The organism is Methylomonas sp. HYX-M1, assembly GCF_040741385.1.
Taxonomy (GTDB): domain Bacteria; phylum Pseudomonadota; class Gammaproteobacteria; order Methylococcales; family Methylomonadaceae; genus Methylomonas; species Methylomonas rhizoryzae.
The window spans coordinates 3608106-3629143 of sequence record NZ_CP160405.1 but is presented as its reverse complement, the minus strand read 5'-3'; the positions used below and the strand labels follow the sequence as shown (position 1 = coordinate 3629143).

Genomic DNA, 21038 nt, shown 5'->3' with positions numbered 1-21038 from the left:
CTATGAGTTTCAATCCCGCCCAAGCCCGCCATTTCGTCGATTTAATGCAGCAGCGTGCCGAGCGCCATCCGGAGCGTCCGGCGCTACATTGCATCGCCGACGGCGACGGCGCCGTTACCGATTACAGCTTTGCCGACTTGGACCGGCGCGCCCGTGCCGTGGCCGGCTATCTACAAAGCCGATGCGTTCCGGGAGACCGGGCGCTGATTTTGTTGCACACCGGCATCGACTACGTCAGTGCCTTGTTCGGCTGCTTGTACGCCGGCGTCATCGCCGTGCCGGCCTATCCGCCGGAATCGCAAACCCCGCAGCATCTAGCGCGCGTCGCCGCCATCATGCGCGACGCCGGGCCGCGCGTCGTGCTGAGCAATGCTTCGTTGCAGGCGGGGTTGGCGCCGGTCTTGGACGCACTGAGCGGCGGCGAACCTATCGCCGCGATAGCGGTAGACGCCATCGAAACCGAGTGGGCGGAACACTGGCGCATGCCGGTGTTGGCGGCCGATAGCTTGGCATTTTTGCAATATACCTCCGGTTCCACCGCCAGCCCCAAAGGCGTGATGGTCGGTCACGACAACCTGTTGGCCAACCAGCGGGCGATCAAACACGGCTTTCGGATCAGCGGCGACGACGTGTTCGTCAGCTGGTTGCCTTTGTACCACGACATGGGCTTGGTCGGCAGTTTGCTGCAGCCGTTGTATAGCGGCATTCCGCTGGTGCTGATGTCGCCGCGGCATTTTCTGGAACGGCCGCTGCGTTGGCTGCAAGCGCTGTCGCGGTTCGGCGGCACGGTCAGCGGCGGGCCGGACTTCGCCTACCGCTTGTGCAACGAGCGTATCGGCGAGGCGCAACTGGCCGGTTTGCGCCTGGATAGTTGGCGTTTGGCTTTTTGCGGCGCCGAACCGATACGCTTGGACACCTTACACGGTTTCGCCGGCAAATTTGCCGCCGCCGGTCTGCCGGCCGGCGCGCTCTACCCGTGCTACGGCTTGGCGGAAGCATCGCTGCTGGTCAGCGGCGGGCTGCCGGGAGAAGGGGTGCGCGCGGCGCACGCCCCGGCCGAACTCCGGGCGGCGCTTGCCGTCGGTTCCAACGCCGTGGTCGACTGCGGCCATGCGCAGCCGGAACACGGCATAGCTGTTATACACCCGGATAACGGCCAGTCTTTGCCGGCCGGCCGGGTCGGCGAAATTTGGGTGACGGGGCCGAGCATCACGCACGGTTACTGGCAAAATCCGCAGGCAACGGCGGAAACTTTCGTCAGGCGGCACGGCGAAATCTGGCTGCGCACCGGCGATCTGGGGTTTTTGGCAGATGGTCGACTGCACGTCACCGGGCGTTGCAAGGATTTGATCGTGATTCGCGGCCAAAATCTATACCCGCAAGACCTGGAATTGGCGCTGGAACATGGGGTGGCGGGACTGCGCCAAGGCCGGGTGGCGGCGTTTGCGGTCAACATAGACGGCTGCGAAGGCATAGGCGTGGCGGCGGAAATCGGCCGCAGCACGCAAAAGCGGGTGCCGGCGGAAAGCCTGATCGAAGCGGTTAACCAACAACTGGCGTTGTGTTGTCAGCAGCCGGCGGCCGTCATTCTGTTGTTGAATCCGGGTGCGCTCCCTAAAACCAGCAGCGGCAAATTGCAACGTAGCGCTTGCAGGCAGGGCTGGCTGGACGGCAGTCTGGACGCTTATGCTTCGTGGCGGAGCGGGGAGCAAACGCTTCCGAACGCCGACGACGAATTGACGCCGTTGGAGCGGCAAGTCGCCGCCATTTGGGCCGAGGTGCTGGGGGTTGATGCGGTGGGCGCTCAACACAATTTCTTTGCGCTCGGCGGCCAGTCTATCGCGCTCATGCAAGCGATTGCCCACCTGAACGCGCAATTCGGCGTACGGGTCGAGCCACACTGGTTTTTCGAATGGCCTAGCTTGCGCGAATTCTGTGCGGCTTTGGATAGCCTGTCGGTAGATGCGGCCCGGACTGAATCGCCTATCAACCATTCGAGGCAAAGCGACGACTTGTTGCTGTCCTGCGGCCAGCAAAGCCTGTGGTTTTTGGCGCAGCTGGACCCGTCCAACGCGGCCTACCACATAGCCGGCGGGGTGCGTATCACCGGGGACGTGGCGCCCGAGCGGGTGCGGCAGGCCTTCGCCGCCCTGGCCGAGCGCCACGACGCCTTGCGCAGCGTGTTTTACGCCCGGGACGGCCAGCCGCGCCAGCGCCTCGTGTCCGGGTTGCTCCCCGCCTGGGATTATCGCGACCTGAGCGCTTGGCCGCCGGCTGAGGCGCAGGCGCAAGCCGGGCAACTGGCCGAACAGGCGGCGCGGGCGCCGTTCGATCTGGTGAACGGCCCGTTGTGGCGACTGCTGCTGGTCAAGCTGGCGGACGCCGGTCGGGAAAACCGCTACGAACTGAACGTGACCCTGCATCATCTGATTGCCGACGGCTGGTCGCTGAACCGGCTCTTGGCCGAATTCGCCGAACTGCACGCCGGGTTGGGCGCCGACCGGCCTGCGCAACTGCCGGCCTTGCCGATCCGTCACGCCGATTTCGCCTGCTGGCAGCGCCATTGGCTGGAAGCCGGCGAAGCCGAACGGCAACTGGCTTACTGGCTGCAACAGCTGGAAGGAGACCAGCCGCAAGTCGTCCTGCCGTACGACCGGCCGCGCCCGGCCGAACCCAGCCAGCGCGGCGGAAGGGTCGGCTTTGTCCTGCCCGACGCACTGGGTGGGCAACTGGCCGAACGGGCCAAACTACAAGGTGCGACCCCGTTCATGCTGCTGCTGGCCGCCTTCAACGCCTGGCTGTACCGGATCAGCGGCCAAACCGACCTGCGCATCGGCCTGCCGCTGGCCAACCGCAACCGCCCGGAAACCCAGGGGCTGATCGGCTACTTGGTCAACACTGTGGTATTGCGCAGCCGCTTGGACGGCCGGACCACCTTCCACGAACTGCTGCAACAAGTCAAACACAGTCTATTGCAAGCCCAGGCCCATCCGGACCTGCCGTTCGAACAACTGGTCGACGCCCTGCAACCCGAACGGCGCTTGGGGCAAAATCCCTTATTCCAAATCCTGATCAACCACCAGCAAACCGACCTTAGCCTGTTGCAAGCCGGCAGCGATTGGCAGATCGACAGCCTGGAACGGGACAACGGCGCCGCCCAATTCGACCTGAGCCTGGACACCTGGCAACGCGGCCCGCACAGCTTCGGCGGCTTTTTCACCTATGCCTGCGACCTGTTCGACGCCGAGACCGTCCAACGTCTGGCCGGGCAGTTTCAAAACCTGCTGACGCAATTGCTCGCGGAGCCGCAAGCGCCTATCGCCGCGCATGCCATATTGAGCGCCGCGGAAACCGAGCGTTTTCAAACCTGGAACCTATGGCCGCGCCGTTACGACGGCGGCGTGCCGGTACAGGAACTGATCCGCCGCCAAGCCGAGGCTTGGCCGCAAGCGATTGCCTTGATCGCCGGCGAGCAGAGCTTGCGCTATGCCGAGCTGGAACGGGACGCCAACCGTCTGGCGCATTATCTAGTGCAAGCCGGGCTGGGGCGGGAAAGCCGGGTGGCGATATTGCTGGCGCGCGGGGTCGAAGCGATCGTGGCGATGCTGGCGGTGCTGAAAGCCGGCGCGGCCTTCGTGCCGCTGGATCCGGAACAACCCGCGCAGCGGCTGGCCGACGTGATTGCCGATGCCGGGGCGAGCCTGGTGATCGTGTGCGGTGTGGCGCCGGCCTGGTCGGCGCTGCCTGCAGGACTAGACGAGGCGGACGGTGCGGGCGAGGGGACGATCCACGCCGAACGGGCAGCCGGCGCACGCGCCGCTTTTGGCGGCGCGCCGCTGTTGGACTTGGCCGAGCTGGACCTTGCGGCTTACTCCGACCGGCCGCCGGCGGTTGCGATCCATCCCGAACAACTGGCCTACTTGATCCTGACCTCCGGTTCCAGCGGCAAACCCAAAGGCGTGGCGGTGGCTCACGGCGCGTTGAGCCGGCACATCCAGGCCGCCGCCGAACTGTATCGCTATACCCCGGCCGACCGAGCGTTACACCTGGCCGCCTTAACCTTCGACGCCGCGCTGGAACAATGGCTGGCCCCGCTCAGCCAGGGTGCCGGCGTGGTGCTGGGCGACAGTCGCGGCGGCGGCGAAGCCGTCCGGGATGCGGTGCTGCGCCACGCGGTGACGGTGGCGTACCCGCCGACCGGCACCCTGTTGCAACTGGCCGACGCGGTGGCGGCGCATGGCGATACCACCGCGCTGCGCATCGTCTGCGTCGGCGGCGAAGCCGTCTCCGCCGCCGCCTTGGCCAAAATCCGCAGCGCCCTGCGGCCCGAACGCATCGTCAACGGTTACGGCCCGACCGAAACCGTGATCACCCCGTTGGCTTGGCTGGCCGACGACCGCCCATTCGCCGGTTACGCCCCCATCGGCAGCGCCCTGGGCGAACGCAGCCTGCACATCCTGGACGCCGACCTGAATCCCGTGCCGCTGGGTGCGGCCGGCGAACTGTACATCGGCGGCCCCAGCCTGGCGCGCGGCTACCACGGCCGGGCCGATCTGAGCGCCGAACGGTTTTTACCCGACCCGTTCGCCGCCGACGGCAGCCGGCTGTACCGCAGCGGCGATATCGTGCGGCGCGGCGCCGACGGGGTAGTGGTTTACCTCGGCCGGGCCGACCAGCAAATCAAACTGCGCGGTTACCGGATCGAACCCGGCGAAATCGAAGCCGCGTTACGGCAACTGCCCGGAATAGACGACGCCTACGTGCTGCTGCGCGAAGACGACGGCCGCCGTTACCTGACCGGCTATTGGCAGCCGAGTCCGTCAGCCCGGGCTCACGCCGAGCCGAACCCCTGCCCGGTAGCAGATAGCGAGGCCGAAGGCGACCCGAGCGAAGCGCAACTCAAAGCCGCCCTGGCCGAACGCCTGCCGGACTACATGGTGCCGGCCCGCCTGCTGCGCCTGCAGCGGCTGCCGCGCACCGCCCACGGCAAAATCGACCGCCGGGCCCTGCCGGCGCCGACTCGATCAACGACCGAGGCCCAAGCGCCCTCTACTCCGGCCGAAGCCCTGCTGCTGCAACTGTGGCAAGACCTGCTAGGCCGAGAGACGATCGGCGTGCACGACAACTTCTTCGAACTGGGCGGCGACTCCATCGTCTCCATCCAACTGGTCAGCCGGGCAAGGGCGCACGGCCTGAGCTTCAGCCCGAAAGACCTGTTTCAACACCAAACCGTCGCCGGTTTGGCCCAAGTCGCCCGGCCCTTGGCCGCGTCCGCCCTGGCGCCGACCGGACCGGCGGTAGGCACCGCGCCGCTGCTGCCTATCCAGCAGGCCTTCTTCGCCCAAGGCTTGGCCAGACCGGCGCACTGGAACCAATCGCTGCTGTTGAAAGCCCGCCTCCCGCTGGTGGCCGAGGTCCTGGCGCAAGCCTTGCAGACGCTAGTATTGCACCACGACAGCCTGAACCTGCGGTATGTGCGCCAAGCGGACGGCTGGCAGCAAACCTATGCGCCGGCCACCGACGTAACGACGAACCACGCCGCCTTATTACAACGACACACCGCGCAAGACGCCGCCGACATCCGCGCCATCGCCGACAAGGCCCAGCGCAGTCTAAATCTCGAACGCGGCCCGCTGTTCCAAGCCACGCTGATCGACCTGGCCGACGGCAGCCAGCGCTTGCTGTTGCTGGCCCACCACCTGATCGTCGACGCCGTGTCCTGGCGCATTGTGCTGGAAGACCTCAACCACGCCTACCGGGCCATCGCCCAAGGCCACCCCCGCAACTGCCGGGCAAAACCGCCAGCTACCAAACCTGGGGCGACACCTTGCAAGCCTACGTCCGCAGTCCGGCCTTACAGGCCCAGCGCGACTACTGGCAACGGCAATTGCCGACCGACCCGGCCTGGCCCTGCGACCACCCGAACGGCCGGGCGCAGCAGCGCGACCGAGCCAGCCTAAGCCTGAGCCTGGAGGCCGCACAAACCGAACAACTGCTGCAACCGGCCCACGCCGCCTACCGCACCCGCATCCAAGACCTGCTGTTGACCGCCTTGGCGCAAACCCTGTGCGACTACAGCGGACAAGCGCAGGTCTGCATCGCCCTGGAAGGCCACGGCCGGGAAGCCGAGCTGATCGTAAGCGACGCGCAAACGCCACCGGACTTAAGCCGCAGCGTCGGCTGGTTTACCAGCGTCTACCCGGTCAAACTCAGCGGCGACGCCGACCCTGCGAGCGCCGTCAAAACCGTCAAGGAACAGCTGCGGCAGGTGCCGGACCGGGGCTTGGGCTACGGCGTGATCCGCTATCTGGCGGGCCCGGCCGCCGACGCCGAGCAAACGAACGCGATAACGGCCGAGCCGCCGGTGCTGTTCAACTACCTGGGCCAGCTGGACAACAGTTTCGACCGCGACGCCCTGCTGGAACCGGCTGCAGAACCCGGCGGCGAGGAACGCGACCCCGGCGCGCCGTTGGCCTACGCCCTGGAAATCAACGCCGAGGTTTATCAAGGCCGGCTGCGCATCGAATGGAGTTACAGCCGGGAACGTTACCGCGAACAAACCATTGCCGAGCTGATCCGGCGTTATCGAACCCGTTTGCAAGCCTTGCTGGCCCACTGCCTGACGGCCAAGCCCTGCCTGACCCCCAGCGACCTGCCGCTGGCCGGCCTCGATCAGGCGCAACTGGAGGCCTTGCCGCTGGACCACGCCGACATCGAAGACTTCTACCCCTTATCGCCCATGCAGCAGGGCATTTTGTTTCATGCGCTGCAGCACGGCGAGCAAGATCCGTACTTTTATCAGCGGCTGTTTCACCTGCAAGGCGAATGGGACACGGAGCGGCTGCGTCAAGCCTGGCAAACCGCAGTAGACAGGCATCCGGCCTTGCGCTCGGTCTATGGTGACGAAGAGATACAGCCGCCGCTGCAAATCGTGGAAAAAACCCGCTTAGTGGCTTGGCAGCAAGCCGATTGGCGCCAATTGGACGACGCGCAACGCTGGCAGCGCTTGAACCGCACTTTAACCGAGCAACGGGCGCGCGGTTTCGACTTCTCCGGCCGGCGCGGCTTCGAGCTGGCTTTGTTTCGAGTAGCCGACGGTGTTTTCTGGTTGCTGTGGAGCCACCATCACGTCGCACTGGACGGCTGGAGCATGGGCTTGGTGCTGCGCGACGTGATGTGCGCTTATCACGGCGATCCGTTAGGTCCGCAAGCTGTTTATACCGACTATTTGCGTTGGCTGGCCGGCCGCGATTATCCGGCGGCGCTGGCGTATTGGCGCGAGGCGCTGAGCGGTTTCGAGCACGTCACCGGTTTGCCGCTGGCGGCGGACGGGCCGCCGCCCGGCCAACGCGGGGCTTACCAGGAAGTCGAATTCGGCTTGTCGGAGTCCGAGACCTCGCAGCTGAGCGTCGCCGCGCGCCGCTACGGCGTGACGGTCAACACCTTGCTGCAGGCAGCATTTGCCCTGCTGTTGGCCAGGCATGGCGGCGAGGCCTTGTTCGGGGTCACCGTGTCCGGCCGTTCGGCGAACGTGCCCGGCATCGACCAGATGGCCGGTTTGTTCATCAATACCTTGCCGCTCAAGGTCGCGGTGCCGGGTGGGCAGGAGGTCGCAGGCTGGCTGCGCGAGCTGCAAACCCGAGCCGCGGCCATGCGCGACCACGAGTTCGTGGCGCTGGCGGATATTCAGCGTGTCGCCGGTTGCGAAGGGCAAAGTCTGTTCGATGCGATTCTGGTGTTCGAAAACTATCCCTTGGACCGGGTGCTGACCGGCCGGCGCGGCGGTTTGAGCGTCGGTTTGCTGGACGATGCGGCGCCGGCAAGCGGGCTGCGCCACGCCCGCGGGCGCAACAATTATCCCTTGAGTCTAATCGCCGCCCTGGATGCGCGCTTGCATCTGACCTTATCCGGCGAACGCCAGCGTTTCCAGGCGGATGCGTTGCCGGAATTGGCGCGGCAATACCGGTTTCTTTTACTGCAACTGGCCGCCGCCGACCAACTTAAACTGGCCGATTTGCACTTACAGCCACTGCCGGAACCGAACTTGGCCTTGGCCGATCCGGCCTGGGCGCTGTTGGCCGCAGAGCCGCTTGCCGGCGTCGCGCCGACCGAAGGGGATTGGCTGCAAGTCTGGCAAAGTCGGGTTGCGAGTAGGCCGGATGCGCCGGCGCTGATAGCCGGCGATACCGTGCTTAGTTACGCGCAGTTGAATACGGCTGCCGAACGCTTGGCGGCGGCGCTGCAAGGTCGCGGCGTTAAAACCGAGAGCACTGTCGGCGTGCTATTCGAACGCACGGCGCACTTGGTGATCAGCCTGTTGGCCGTGCAGATGGCCGGCGCGCTGTATTTGCCGCTGGACCCGGCGTTGCCGGATAGTCGGTTGCGAGATGTGCTGCAAGACAGCGGCGCGGTTTTGCTGCTGGCCGAGTCGGCCGCCGCCGCGCGCTGCGCCGATTGGGACATTCCGCAGCTGGACCCGCAAGGTATCCCCGCGCAAGGGGGCAGGGCTTTCCGGGCTGCCGCAATACATCCGCAACAGGCGGCCTATCGAATCTACACCTCCGGCTCGACCGGCCGGCCTAAAGGGGTGACCGTCAGTCACGCGGCTTTGTCGCAGTATCTGCAAGGCGTGTTGCCGCGCTTAGAGACCGGACGGTCGAGCCGCTGGGCGATGGTGTCGACCGCGGCCGCCGATTTGGGGCATACCATGTTGTTCGGTGCGTTGTATGGCGGACACACCTTGGTGCTGTTGGATGCGCAGATCACGGCCGACCCCGACCGTTTCGCCGCGGCGATGGGCGAACTGCAAGTGTCGGTATTGAAAATCGTGCCCAGCCATTTGCGCGGCTTGTTGCAAGCGGCCGATCCGGCGGCGGTACTGCCGGAAAATTTGCTGATCTTGGGCGGCGAGGCCTGCGACGCCGAATTGTTGGCTAGCGTGCGTCGCCTGAAACCGGGCTGCCGCATCGTCAATCATTATGGACCGACCGAAACCACGGTCGGAGTGCTGACCCATGAGGCAGGCGCGGACAGTGGACCGTCGCTACCGCTAGGCACGCCGTTACCGGGAGTTTACGCCTACTTGCTGGACCGCGACTTAAATCCTTTGCCCGCCGGGGTGGCGGGCGAACTGTATATCGGCGGTGGCAGCTTGGCACGCGGTTATCACGGTTCGGCTGCCGCCAGCGCCGAACGCTTTTTGCCGGACCCGTTCCGGCCGGCGGCGCGGATGTACCGTAGCGGCGATCGTGCCGTGCTGCGCAACGGCCGCCTGGTTTGGCTGGGCCGGGCGGACAGTCAGGTCAAAATACGCGGCTACCGGGTGGAACCCGGCGAAATCGCCCATATCCTGCGCGGCTTGCCGGGCATCGCTGACGCTTTGGTGATTGCCGAGGCCAACGGCGCGGACGGGCGCTTGCAGTTGCTGGCTTATGCGGTGGCCGAACGCGGCCATGCGTTGGATGCGGCCGATTTGCTGCGTGACTTGGCCGAGCGCTTACCCGATTACCTGCTGCCGGCGCATTTGCTGCTGTTGGACGCCATCCCGCTGACCGGCAACGGCAAGCCGGACCGCAAGGCCTTGCCCAGGCCACAAGCCCAGGCCCGTACCGTATTGGCGCCGCGCAACGAGCTGGAAGCCAAGCTGGCGGCGATCTGGCAAACCGTGTTGAAACGCGAAGCGGTCGGTGTGACCGACAATTTCTTCGAATTGGGTGGCGATTCCATTTTGAGTTTGCAGATCATCGCCCGCGCCCGCAAGCAAGGCCTGAAACTGACGCCCAAGCTGCTGTTCGATAACCCGAGCGTGGCCGAACTGGCCTTGGCGTTGGACGAACCCGTGGCGGAGCAACCGGCGACGATCCCGCGCCTGCCGGATGTCGGACCCAGGCCGTTGTCGTACGGCCAGGAGCGCTTGTGGTTCTTGGCGCAATTGCAGCCCGGCTCCACGGCGTATCACATCTGCGGCGGCTTGCGGATAGACGGGCGCCTGGACCTGCAGGCACTGGGTTCGGCATTTCAAGCCTTGACCGAGCGCCACGCGCTGCTGCGCACCCGTTTCGTGAGTATAGACGGCAAGCCGATGCAAATCGCGCAGACCGGGGTGCAAGCGCCGCTGGCGCGGATCGAGGTCGACGCAACCCGGCTGGGGCAGGTGCCGGACGTCAACGCGCCGTTCGATTTCGAGGCCGGGCCGTTATGGCGGGCCGTGTTGTGCAGCTGCGGGACGGATCGACACGCCTTATGGCTGACCTTGCATCACCTGTTGGCCGACGGCTGGTCGGTCGGCCGCTTGTTGGCCGAGTTCGCCGAGCTGTACGCCGCAGCGCTTCATGGCCGCCAGCCGCAACTACCGGCCCTGGCCATCGACTACGCCGATTACGCGGTGTGGCAGCGGCAGTGGCTGGCGGCCGGGGAGGCCGACAGGCAATTACACTATTGGCGGCGGCAATTGGGCGGCGAGCACCCGACATTGGCCTTGCCGTGCGACCACGCCAGGCCGGAGCGCCTGTCCGGAGTCGGCGCTTCGCATGGCTTGGCCTTGCCGGCCGGGCTCGGCGCGGCGGTCAAGCGCTTGGCGCTGGCCAACGACACCACCCCGTTCGTTGTATTGTTGACCGCGTTTTCGGCCTTGCTGTACCGCTATAGCGGGCAAGCCGATGTGCGCATCGGTGTGCCGGTCGCCAACCGGCAACGGTTGGAGACGGACATGCTGATCGGCTTTTTCGTCAATACCTTGGTGATCAAAGCCGAATGTCGCGGCGAATGGAATTTAAGCCAGTGCCTGCAACGGCTGAAACAAACCGTGCTGCAAGCGCAGGAACACCCGGATTTGCCGTTCGAACATCTGGTCGAGGCGTTGCAACCGCAACGGGCGCCGAACCGCAACCCGCTGTTCCAAGTGATGTTCAATCATCAAAAGCGCGATTTGCAAGTGTTGCAAACCTTGCCGGATCTGCTGATCGAACGTATCGAAGCCGAGGAGGCCGGCGCCCAATTCGATTTGAGCCTGGCAACCGAAGAAGACGCCGACGGCAACTTCAGCGCTCGTTGGGTGTATGCCGCCGATTTATTCTCGGCCGAGACCATAGCCCGGCTGGCCGGTCACTTTTTAAACTTGCTGGACGGCTGGACGCAAAACCCGGAGTTGCCGTTGGCGGCGCTGGTGCTGTTAAGCCCGGCCGAACTGGCGCAGCAATCCGCTGGCAACGCCACCGCGACGGTCTATCCCGAGGGTTTGGTGCCCGAATGGCTTTCCCGGGCGGCGGCCCGGCGGCCTTGGGCGCCGGCCTTGGCCCTGGGCGAGGCCGAGCTGAGTTACGCCGAGCTGGAAGCGCGCTCTAACCGGCTGGCGCATTGGCTGATCGCGCGGGGGTAGGCCCGGAAACCCCGGTCGGCATCGGCGCCCTGCGTTCGTTCGAACTGGTGCTGGGCATACTGGCCATCGTCAAAGCCGGCGGCGCCTACCTGCCGCTGGACCCGGACTATCCGGACCAGCGGCTGGCCTACATGGCGGCCGATTCCGGCATCGGCATGTTGCTGAGTCACGGTGCTGTGTTGGACCGATTCGCCGCATTGTGTCCCGATTCATGCGCGGTGTACGATCTGGACAGCCTGGACCTGTCGGCTCAGGCCGAAAGCGCGCCCGTCGTCCAACTGCATCCGGCCCATCCGGCCTACATCATCTACACCTCCGGTTCCACCGGTCAGCCCAAAGGCGCGGCCAATAGCCACGCCGCCCTGGCCAACCGCCTGCACTGGATGCAACAAGCTTATGCCATCGGCCCCGGCGACAGCGTGTTGCAAAAAACCCCGTTCAGCTTCGACGTCTCGGTCTGGGAATTCTTTTGGCCCTTGATGACCGGCGCCCGCCTGGTTTTGGCCCGGCCCGGCGCACACCGCGACCCTGCGGCACTGGCAGCCACTTTGCAAGCGCAGCAAGTATCCACCGTCCATTTCGTGCCGTCCATGCTGGCGGAATTCGTCAATCAAGCGCCGCTGCCGCCACTGCCTGCGCTGAAGCGCATCGTCTGCAGCGGCGAAGCCCTGCCGGCCGAACTGCAACAGCGGGTGTTCGAACGCTTGCCGGGCGTGGACCTGGTCAACCTGTACGGCCCTACCGAAGCGGCCATCGACGTCACCCATTGGACCTGCCGGGCCGAGCCCGGCCCGGTACCGATAGGCCGGCCCATCGCCAACCTGCAGATCCACATCCTGGACAGCGACCTGAATCCCTTGCCGGCCGGGGTGGCGGGCGAGCTGTACATCGGTGGCCTGGGCCTGGCGCGCGGCTACTACCGCAAACCCGGCCTGACCGGCGAACGCTTCCTGCCCGATCCCTTCGGCAGCGGTGGCCGCTTATACCGCAGCGGCGACCTGGCCAGACGGCGGGCCGACGGCGCGCTCGACTATTTGGGGCGCATCGACCAGCAAATCAAACTGCGCGGCTTGCGCATCGAACTGGGAGAAATCGAAACCGCCTTGCTGCAGCAAGCCGGGGTGGCCGAAGCGGCGGTGCTGCTGCAAGAGGCCGCCGGCGGCCCGCGCCTGGTGGCCTATATCGGCGCGACCGCGCAAGCCGGCAGCGACGCCGACCTGCGCGACGCCCTGAGCCGGCGCTTGCCGGACTACATGCTGCCGGCAGCGCTAATCCGGCTGGACAGCCTGCCGAAAACCGCCAACGGCAAGCTGGATCGCAAAGCCCTGCCGCACGCGCACTGGCAAGGCCAAGTTTACCGCGCTCCGCACAGCGACAGCGAACGGCGCCTAGCGGCCATCTGGCAGGAGCTGCTGGCAGTGGAATCAGTCGGCCTGGACGACAACTTCTTCGAACTGGGCGGACATTCCTTGTTGGCGGCCCGTTTGGTGGCGCGGATACGCGCCGATTTGGGGGCGGACTTGCCGCTCCTTGCCGTGTTCGAAACCGCAAGCCTGCAGGATTTAGCGGCGCTGCTCGGCACGCCAAGCGCCAGTGCCGAATTGGGCGACCAAGTTCTTGCCGAGATGGGCGATTGGCTGGACGAGTTGGAAATGTCGGAACGGGAGTAAGGGCTGCCCCGACCGGAGCTTAGGTCGGCAGGTTTTTAAGAGCGCGCGCCAACAGACACTATCGATCGGAATCCTATGAAGTTAAACAGCGAAAACTGCCTCGAACTGCAAACCGCACCACAACAAGCCGCCGCTAACGGCGAAGACTTAGTACGACGTTTCGTGCGCTTGCCGCTGGATAAGCAGCGCTCGTTCATCCGGAAACTGGCCGAACAGGGACGGACATTCGCGCAGTTGCCGATTCCGTCACATTTGTGCGCGAACGACGACATTCCCTTGTCCGCGGCGCAGCAGGGTTTATGGATACTGGCGCAACTGGATCCGTCCAACGCGGCCTACCACATAGCCGGCGGGGTGCGTATCACCGGGGACGTGGCGCCCGAGCGGGTGCGGCAGGCCTTCGCCGCCCTGGCCGAGCGCCACGACGCCTTGCGCAGCGTGTTTTACGCCCGGGACGGCCAGCCGCGCCAGCGCCTCGTGTCCGGGTTGCTCCCCGCCTGGGATTACCGCGACCTGAGCGCTTGGCCGCCGGCCGAGGCGCAGGCGCAAGCCGGGCAACTGGCCGAACAGGCGGCGCGGGCGCCGTTCGATCTGGTGAACGGCCCGTTGTGGCGACTGCTGCTGGTCAAGCTGGCGGACGCCGGTCGGCACAGCCGCTACGAACTGAACGTGACCCTGCATCATCTGATTGCCGACGGCTGGTCGCTGAACCGGCTCTTGGCCGAATTCGCCGAACTGTACGCCGGGTTGGGCGCCGACCGGCCGGCGCCACTGCCGGCCTTGCCGATCCGCCACGCCGATTTCGCCTGCTGGCAGCGCCACTGGTTGGAAGCCGGCGAAGCCGAACGGCAACTGGCTTACTGGCTGCAACAGCTGGGCGGCGAACAGCCGCAAATCGGCCTGCCGTACGACCGGCCGCGTCCGGCTGAACCCAGCCAGCGCGGCGGAAGGGTCGGCTTTGTCCTGCCCGAAGCGCTGGGCGGGCAACTGGCCGAACGGGCCAAACAACAAGGCGCGACCCCGTTCATGCTGCTGCTGGCCGCCTTCAACGCTTGGTTGTACCGGGTCAGCGGCCAAACCGACCTGCGTATCGGCCTGCCGCTGGCCAACCGCAATCGCCCGGAAACCCAGGGGCTGATCGGCTACTTGGTCAACACCGTGGTATTGCGCAGCCGATTGAACGGCCGGACCACCTTCCTCGAACTGCTGCAACAGGTCAAACACAGCCTATTGCAAGCCCAGGCCCATCCGGACCTGCCGTTCGAACAACTGGTCGATGCCCTGCAACCCGAGCGGCGCTTGGGACAAAATCCCTTATTCCAAATCCTGATCAACCACCAGCAAACCGACCTTAGCCTGTTGCAAGCCGGCAGCGATTGGCAGATCGAAAGCCTGGAGCGGGACAACGGCGCCGCCCAATTCGACCTGAGCCTGGACACCTGGCAACACGGCCCGCACAGCTTCGGCGGCTTTTTCACCTATGCCTGCGACCTGTTCGACGCCGAGACCGTCCAACGTCTGGCCGGGCAGTTGCAAAACCTGCTGACGCAACTGCTCGCGCAGCCGCACGCGCCTATCGCCGCGCACGTCATGCTGAGCGCCGCGGAAAGCGAACAATTCCAAACCTGGAACCTGTGGCCGCGCTGTTACGACGGCGGCGTGCCGGTACAGGAACTGATCCGCCGCCAAGCCGAATCGCAGCCGCAAGCGGTGGCCTTGATCGCCGGTGGGCAGAGCTTGTGCTATGCCGAGCTGGAACGGGACGCCAACCGCCTGGCGCATTATTTAGTGCAAGCCGGGCTGGGGCTGGAAAGCCGGGTGGCGGTATTGCTGGCGCGCGGGGTCGAAGCGATCGTGGCGATGCTGGCGGTGCTGAAAGCCGGCGCGGCCTTCGTGCCGCTGGATCCGGAACAACCCGCGCAGCGGCTGGCCGACGTGATTGCCGATGCCGGGGCGAGCCTGGTGATCGTGTGCGGTGAGCCTCGGCACACCCTAGCCGGCGCGCCGCTGTTGGACTTGGCGGCAGTCGACCTGACAGCCTATCCCGACCGGCCGCCGGCGGTCGCCGTCCATCCCGAACAACTGGCCTATCTGATCCTGACCTCCGGTTCCAGCGGCAAACCCAAAGGCGTGGCGGTAGCCCATGGTGCCCTGGCGCGGCATTGCTTGGCTATCGGCGAACGCTACGCCATGCAACGCGACGACGTGGCATTGCACTTCGCGGCGTTTACTTTCGACGCGGCAATGGAACAGTGGCTGGTGCCGCTGATGCACGGCTGCCGCTTGCTGCTGCGCGAGCAGATGTGGAGCGCTGATCAAGCCTATCAAGCCCTGATCCAGCATAGGGTCAGCTGGTTCGAGATGCCGCCGGCTTATTTGCTGGAAATCGCCCGTTGGGCTGAGTCGCACGGTTTGCATCTGCCGCTGCGCGCCTGTTCGGTCGGCGGCGAAGCGGTGTCGCGGGAAGGTTTGGCGCAAATCCGCCATTTGGTCGGCGAGGCACCGATTCTGAACGGCTACGGCCCCACCGAAACCTTGATCACTCCGCTGGTGTGGACCGCATTGCCGGACAGCGTCTGCGATAGCGTATACGCGCCCATCGGTACCGGAGTGGGCGAGCGCTCGCTCTATCTATTGGACCAAGACCTGAATCGATTGCCTTTAGGCGCGGTCGGCGAACTGTACATCGGCGGCCCTTGTCTGGCCCGCGGTTACCACGGCAGGGCTGACCTGAGCGCCGAACGCTTTTTGCCGGACCCGTTCGCCGCCGACGGCAGTCGTATGTACCGCAGCGGCGACTTGGCCCGCTTTCGCGCCGACGGCGAAGTGGAATACCTAGGCCGGGCCGATCAGCAGATCAAATTGCGCGGCTACCGAATCGAACCGGGCGAAATCGAAGCCGAACTGCGCCGTCTGCCCGGCGTGGCCGATGCCCACGTCGGATTGTTCGACGACCAGGGCCGAGCGTACTTGGCCGCGTATTTGGAACCCGGCCCGGCGCCGGCCGACATTGGTATCGGTTTGAACGTCGCCGGCGTCAAAGCGGCTTTGGCCGAACGCCTGCCGGAATACATGCTGCCGGCCAGCATTCAAGTTGTGGAACGACTGCCGCGGCTGAGCAGCGGCAAGCTGAACCGGCAGGCGCTGCCCAAGCCCGAGCGGACGGACAACGAGGCGTCCCGCGCGCCGCAAACCCCGGCCGAACGCGAATTGGCGGCGATCTGGCAGGCGGTGCTCGGGGTGGAGCGGATAGGCGCGGACGATAATTTTTTCGAAGCGGGCGGCGATTCGATCATGGCCATTCGCCTGGTCAGCCGCGCCCGCCAAGCCGGGTGGCAGTTGTCGCCCAAGGATTTGTTTCTGCACCAGACCGTCGCCCAATTGGCGGCGCATGCCGGAACGTGTGCGCCGCAGGCGGCGCAGGCCGAGCTCGAAGCCGACGGGGACGCGCCGCTGACGCCGATACAGGTGCAATTTTTCACGCAAGACATGCCGAATCGGGCACATTGGAATCTGTCGCTGCTGCTGCGGCCTAAACACCGGCTGGATCCGGTTCGCGTGGGCGCAGCCGTGCGCGGCTTGCTGGCTCACCACGATAGTTTGCGCCTGCGCTATAGCTTAGGCCCGGACGGCTGGCGGCAGTTTTACGCCGAATTGGCCGACGGCGAATGCTGGGAGCAGCTCGCCGCCGCGGATGCCGGTCAAGTCAGCGAAATTGCCCGGCGATTGCAACGCAGCCTGGATTTGGCGAACGGCCCGTTGGTTAAAGTCGCGCTGATTGCCGTGGCCGACGGCAGCCAGCGTCTGTTGTTGGTGGCGCATCATTTGCTGGTCGACGGCGTATCGTGGCGGATTTTGTTGGAAGATCTGCAAGCGCTTTACGCCGGCGCGTCTAGCCTGCCGGCTAAAACCGCATCGTTCGGCCGTTGGGGCGAACGGCTCAAGGCCTATGCGGCCAGTCCGGAACTGGCGCAGCAAAAAACCTACTGGCAGACGTTGTTGCGCGGCGTGCCCGAGCCGCCGCGGGATTTCCCGGTCGCGGAAGCGAAGTTCGCCGAGGCGCAAACCGTCAGCCTGGAAATCGACGCCGAGTCCACCCGGCTACTTTTGACCACGGCGCCGGCCGCCTACCGGGCCGGCGTCAACGATCTGTTGTTGACGGCCTTGGCCGTCGTGTTGCAACGCTGGAGCGGCGGCGCTTTGCTGGTGGACCTGGAAAGCCACGGCCGCGACCACCCGTTCGAGGGTATGGACTTAAGCCGCAGTGTCGGCTGGTTTACCTGCGTCTATCCGTTACGTCTGGCCGCAGCCGACGAGAGCGGCGCGACATTGAAAGCGGTCAAACAAATGCTGCGCGAGGTGCCGGACGGCGGTTTGGGCTACGGCGTGCTGCGCTATCCGGCAGACCCGGCCGCCCGGGCCGAGTGGGAGGGCTTGCCGCAAGCGCGCATCGGCTTCAATTACTTCGGCCGGCTGGACGGCGAAGCCGGCGATTTCGCAGCGGCGCCGGAAACGGTCGGCGACGACCACGATCCTTGCGCGCCGCTGCCGTACTGGTTGGAGATCAACGCGCAAGTGGCCGGCGGCGTGCTGCAATTGCGCTGGCGTTACGCGGCCAGCCAATACCGGCGGGACACCATGCTGGCCCTGGCGGAGGATTACCGGAGCCAATTGGCGGCGATTTTGGCTCACTGCGCCGGGACCAGCGGCGTTACCCCGTCGGATTTTCCGCTGGCCGGCTTGAGTCAGGCGCAATTGGACGCCTTGCCGTTGTCGACGAACCAAGTCGAAGACCTCTATCCTTTATCGCCTATGCAGCAAGGGATGTTGTTCCATGATGTGCTGGAACCGCAGGCCGGCGTTTATCTCAATCAAATGTGCCTGGATATCGAGGGCTTGGACGGCCGACGCTTTGCCGATGTGTGGCAGCGCGCGTTGGACAGGCATCCGATACTGCGTAGCGGCTTTTTGTGGCGGGGCGAGGCCGAACAGGCCTTGCAAGTGGTGTACAAGCGGGCGTTTCTGCCTGTGGAAATCCTGGATTGGCGCGACCGGATCGTCGACGCGGCGGCCTTGGCCGGATTGGCCGAGACGCGACGCACTCAGGGCTTCGAACACACTCGGGCGCCGCTGATGCGCATGACGCTGGTGCGTCTGTCCGAGCAGCGCTGGCATTGGCTGTGGACCAGCCACCATCTGTTGCTGGACGGCTGGAGCACCTCGCAATTGCTGGGCGAAGTGTTGGACGACTACGTCGGCAATGCCAGGTCGGCGCCTGCGGGCGGTTATCGCGACTATATCGCCTGGTTGAGCCGCCGCGACCAGGCGGCGGCCGAGGCGTTCTGGCGCGCGCGTCTTGCGGCCCTGGAGCAGCCGACCTTATTGGCCGCCGCCGTCGCTAAACCGGCGCGCGCCGGCCAAGGCCACGCTAGCTTGACCCGGCGTTTGGACGCCGCCTTCACTAGGGACTTGCAAGCCTATGCGCAGCAGCAGCGGGTGACCTTGAATACCCTGCTGCAAGCCGCTTGGGCCTTGCTGTTGAGCCGTTACTGCAATCGCGACACGGTTGCGCTGGGAGCCACGGTATCCGGCCGCCCGGCGGAATTGCCCGCTGTCGAGCGGATCGTCGGTTTGTTCATCAACACCTTGCCGCTGGTGGTGACGATAGCGCCGCAGCAGCAGGTGGGCGATTGGCTGCGCGAAATCCAGCTCGGCAATCTGGCGATGCGCGAGCACGAACACACGCCGCTTTACCAATTGCAAGCTTGGGCCGGGCAGGCCGGTTCGGCCTTGTTCGACAGCTTGCTGGTGTTCGAGAATTTTCCGGTAGACGCGGCGTTAAAGGCCAGCCCGGCCGGATTGAGTTTCGGCGCGCCCCGGCATGTCGATACCACTCATTATCCCTTGACCATAAACGTCAGCATCGGCGACAGCTTGGGTTTGGCTTACGGTTACTGGCAGGACAGCTTCGATGCCGATTGCATCGAGCGGCTGGATCGGCAGTTTTGCCGCGTGTTGACGGCTCTGGCGGAAAACCCGCAGTGCCGGCTGAGCGAGTTGAATCTGCTGGACGACGCGGACCGGCTGCAGTTGTTGAGTGGCAACGCCACCGCGACGGTCTATCCCGAGGGTTTGGTGCCCGAATGGCTTTCCCGGGCGGCGGCCCGGCAGCCTTGGGCGCCGGCCTTGGCCCTGGGCGAGGCCGAGCTGAGTTACGCCGAGCTGGAAGCGCGCTCTAACCGGCTGGCGCATTGGCTGATCGCGCGCGGGGTAGGCCCGGAAACCCCGGTCGGCATCGGCGCCCTGCGTTCGTTCGAACTGGTGCTGGGCATACTGGCCATCGTCAAGGCCGGCGGCGCCTACCTGCCGCTGGACCCCGACTATCCTGACCAGCGGCTGGCCTACATGGCGGCCGATTCCGGCATCGGCATGTTGCTGAGTCACGGTGCTGTGTTGGACCGATTCGCCGCATTGTGTCCCGATTCATGCGCGGTGTACGATCTGGACAGCCTGGACCTGTCGGCTCAGGCCGAAAGCGCGCCCGTCGTCCAACTGCATCCGGCCCATCCGGCCTACATCATCTACACCTCCGGTTCCACCGGTCAGCCCAAAGGCGCGGCCAATAGCCACGCCGCCCTGGCCAACCGCCTGCACTGGATGCAACAAGCTTATGCCATCGGCCCCGGCGACAGCGTGTTGCAAAAAACCCCGTTCAGCTTCGACGTCTCGGTCTGGGAATTCTTTTGGCCCTTGATGACCGGCGCCCGCCTGGTTTTGGCCCGGCCCGGCGCACACCGCGACCCTGCGGCACTGGCAGCCACTTTGCAAGCGCAGCAAGTATCCACCGTCCATTTCGTGCCGTCCATGCTGGCGGAATTCGTCAATCAAGCCCAGCTGCCGCCACTGCCTGCGCTGAAGCGCATCGTTTGCAGCGGCGAAGCCCTGCCGGCCGAGTTGCAACAGCGGGTGTTCGAACGCCTGCCGGGCGTGGACCTGGTCAACCTGTACGGCCCTACCGAAGCAGCCATCGACGTCACCCATTGGACCTGCCGGGCCGAGCCCGGCCCGGTACCGATAGGCCGGCCCATCGCCAACCTGCAGATCCACATCCTGGACAGCGACCTGAATCCCTTGCCGGCCGGGGTGGCGGGCGAGCTGTACATCGGTGGCCTGGGCCTGGCGCGCGGCTACTACCGCAAACCCGGCCTGACCGGCGAACGCTTCCTGCCCGATCCCTTCGGCAGCGGTGGCCGCTTATACCGCAGCGGCGACCTGGCCAGACGGCGGGCCGACGGCGCGCTCGACTATTTGGGGCGCATCGACCAGCAAATCAAACTGCGCGGCTTGCGCATCGAACTGGGAGAAATCGAAACCGCCTTGCTGCAGCAAGCCGGGGTGGCCGAAGCGGCGGTGCTGCTGCAAGAGGCCGCCGGCGGCCCGCGCCTGGTGGCTTACATTGCCGCGGGCGCCGAGGCCGGCAGCGACGCCGACCTGCGCGACGCCCTGAGCCGGCGCTTGCCGGACTACATGCTGCCGGCAGCGCTAATCCGGCTGGACAGCCTGCCGAAAACCGCCAACGGCAAGCTGGATCGCAAAGCCCTGCCGCACGCACACTGGCAAGGCCAAGTTTACCGCGCTCCGCACAGCGACAGCGAACGGCGCCTAGCGGCCATCTGGCAGGAGCTGCTGGCAGTGGAATCAGTCGGCCTGGACGACAACTTCTTCGAACTGGGCGGACATTCCTTGTTGGCGATGAAATTGGTCGGCCGGATTCAACGGGATTTCGGGGTGGAAGTCCCGGTGCGGCAGGTGTTCGAATCCGCGCGCTTGTCGGCCTTGGCCGGGCATGTCGACACGTTGACGGTCGAAGCGCGGGACGAACCGGTACTGCAAAGCGAATTGGCGGACGCCTTGGCTGAGTTGCAGGGCTTGTCGGACGAGGCGCTCAAGGCGCTGCTGGGCGACGACTGAGCACCCGTCGCAGCGCCAAC

Annotated in this window: 3 protein-coding genes and 1 pseudogene; all 4 read left to right on the top strand. The window is 65.5% G+C overall.

What is annotated here, in order from left to right:
- Positions 1-2 precede the first annotated feature (2 nt).
- Positions 3-9811, top strand: a pseudogene (locus AB0A83_RS16470) (amino acid adenylation domain-containing protein); the annotation flags it as partial.
- The gene (locus tag AB0A83_RS16465) at positions 9806-11377 is read left to right on the top strand and encodes a condensation domain-containing protein (RefSeq protein ID WP_367156175.1); all 1572 of its coding nucleotides are present in this window, start codon (positions 9806-9808) and stop codon (positions 11375-11377) included. The pseudogene AB0A83_RS16470 and the gene AB0A83_RS16465, both read left to right, overlap by 6 nt.
- On the top strand, positions 11356-13047 hold the full coding sequence (locus AB0A83_RS16460; protein ID WP_367154755.1) for an amino acid adenylation domain-containing protein: 1692 nt from the start codon (positions 11356-11358) through the stop codon (positions 13045-13047). The genes AB0A83_RS16465 and AB0A83_RS16460 overlap by 22 nt, the downstream gene beginning before the upstream one ends.
- 75 nt (positions 13048-13122) lie before the next feature.
- On the top strand, positions 13123-21018 hold the full coding sequence (locus AB0A83_RS16455; RefSeq protein WP_367154754.1) for an amino acid adenylation domain-containing protein: 7896 nt from the start codon (positions 13123-13125) through the stop codon (positions 21016-21018).
- Positions 21019-21038 lie beyond the last annotated feature (20 nt).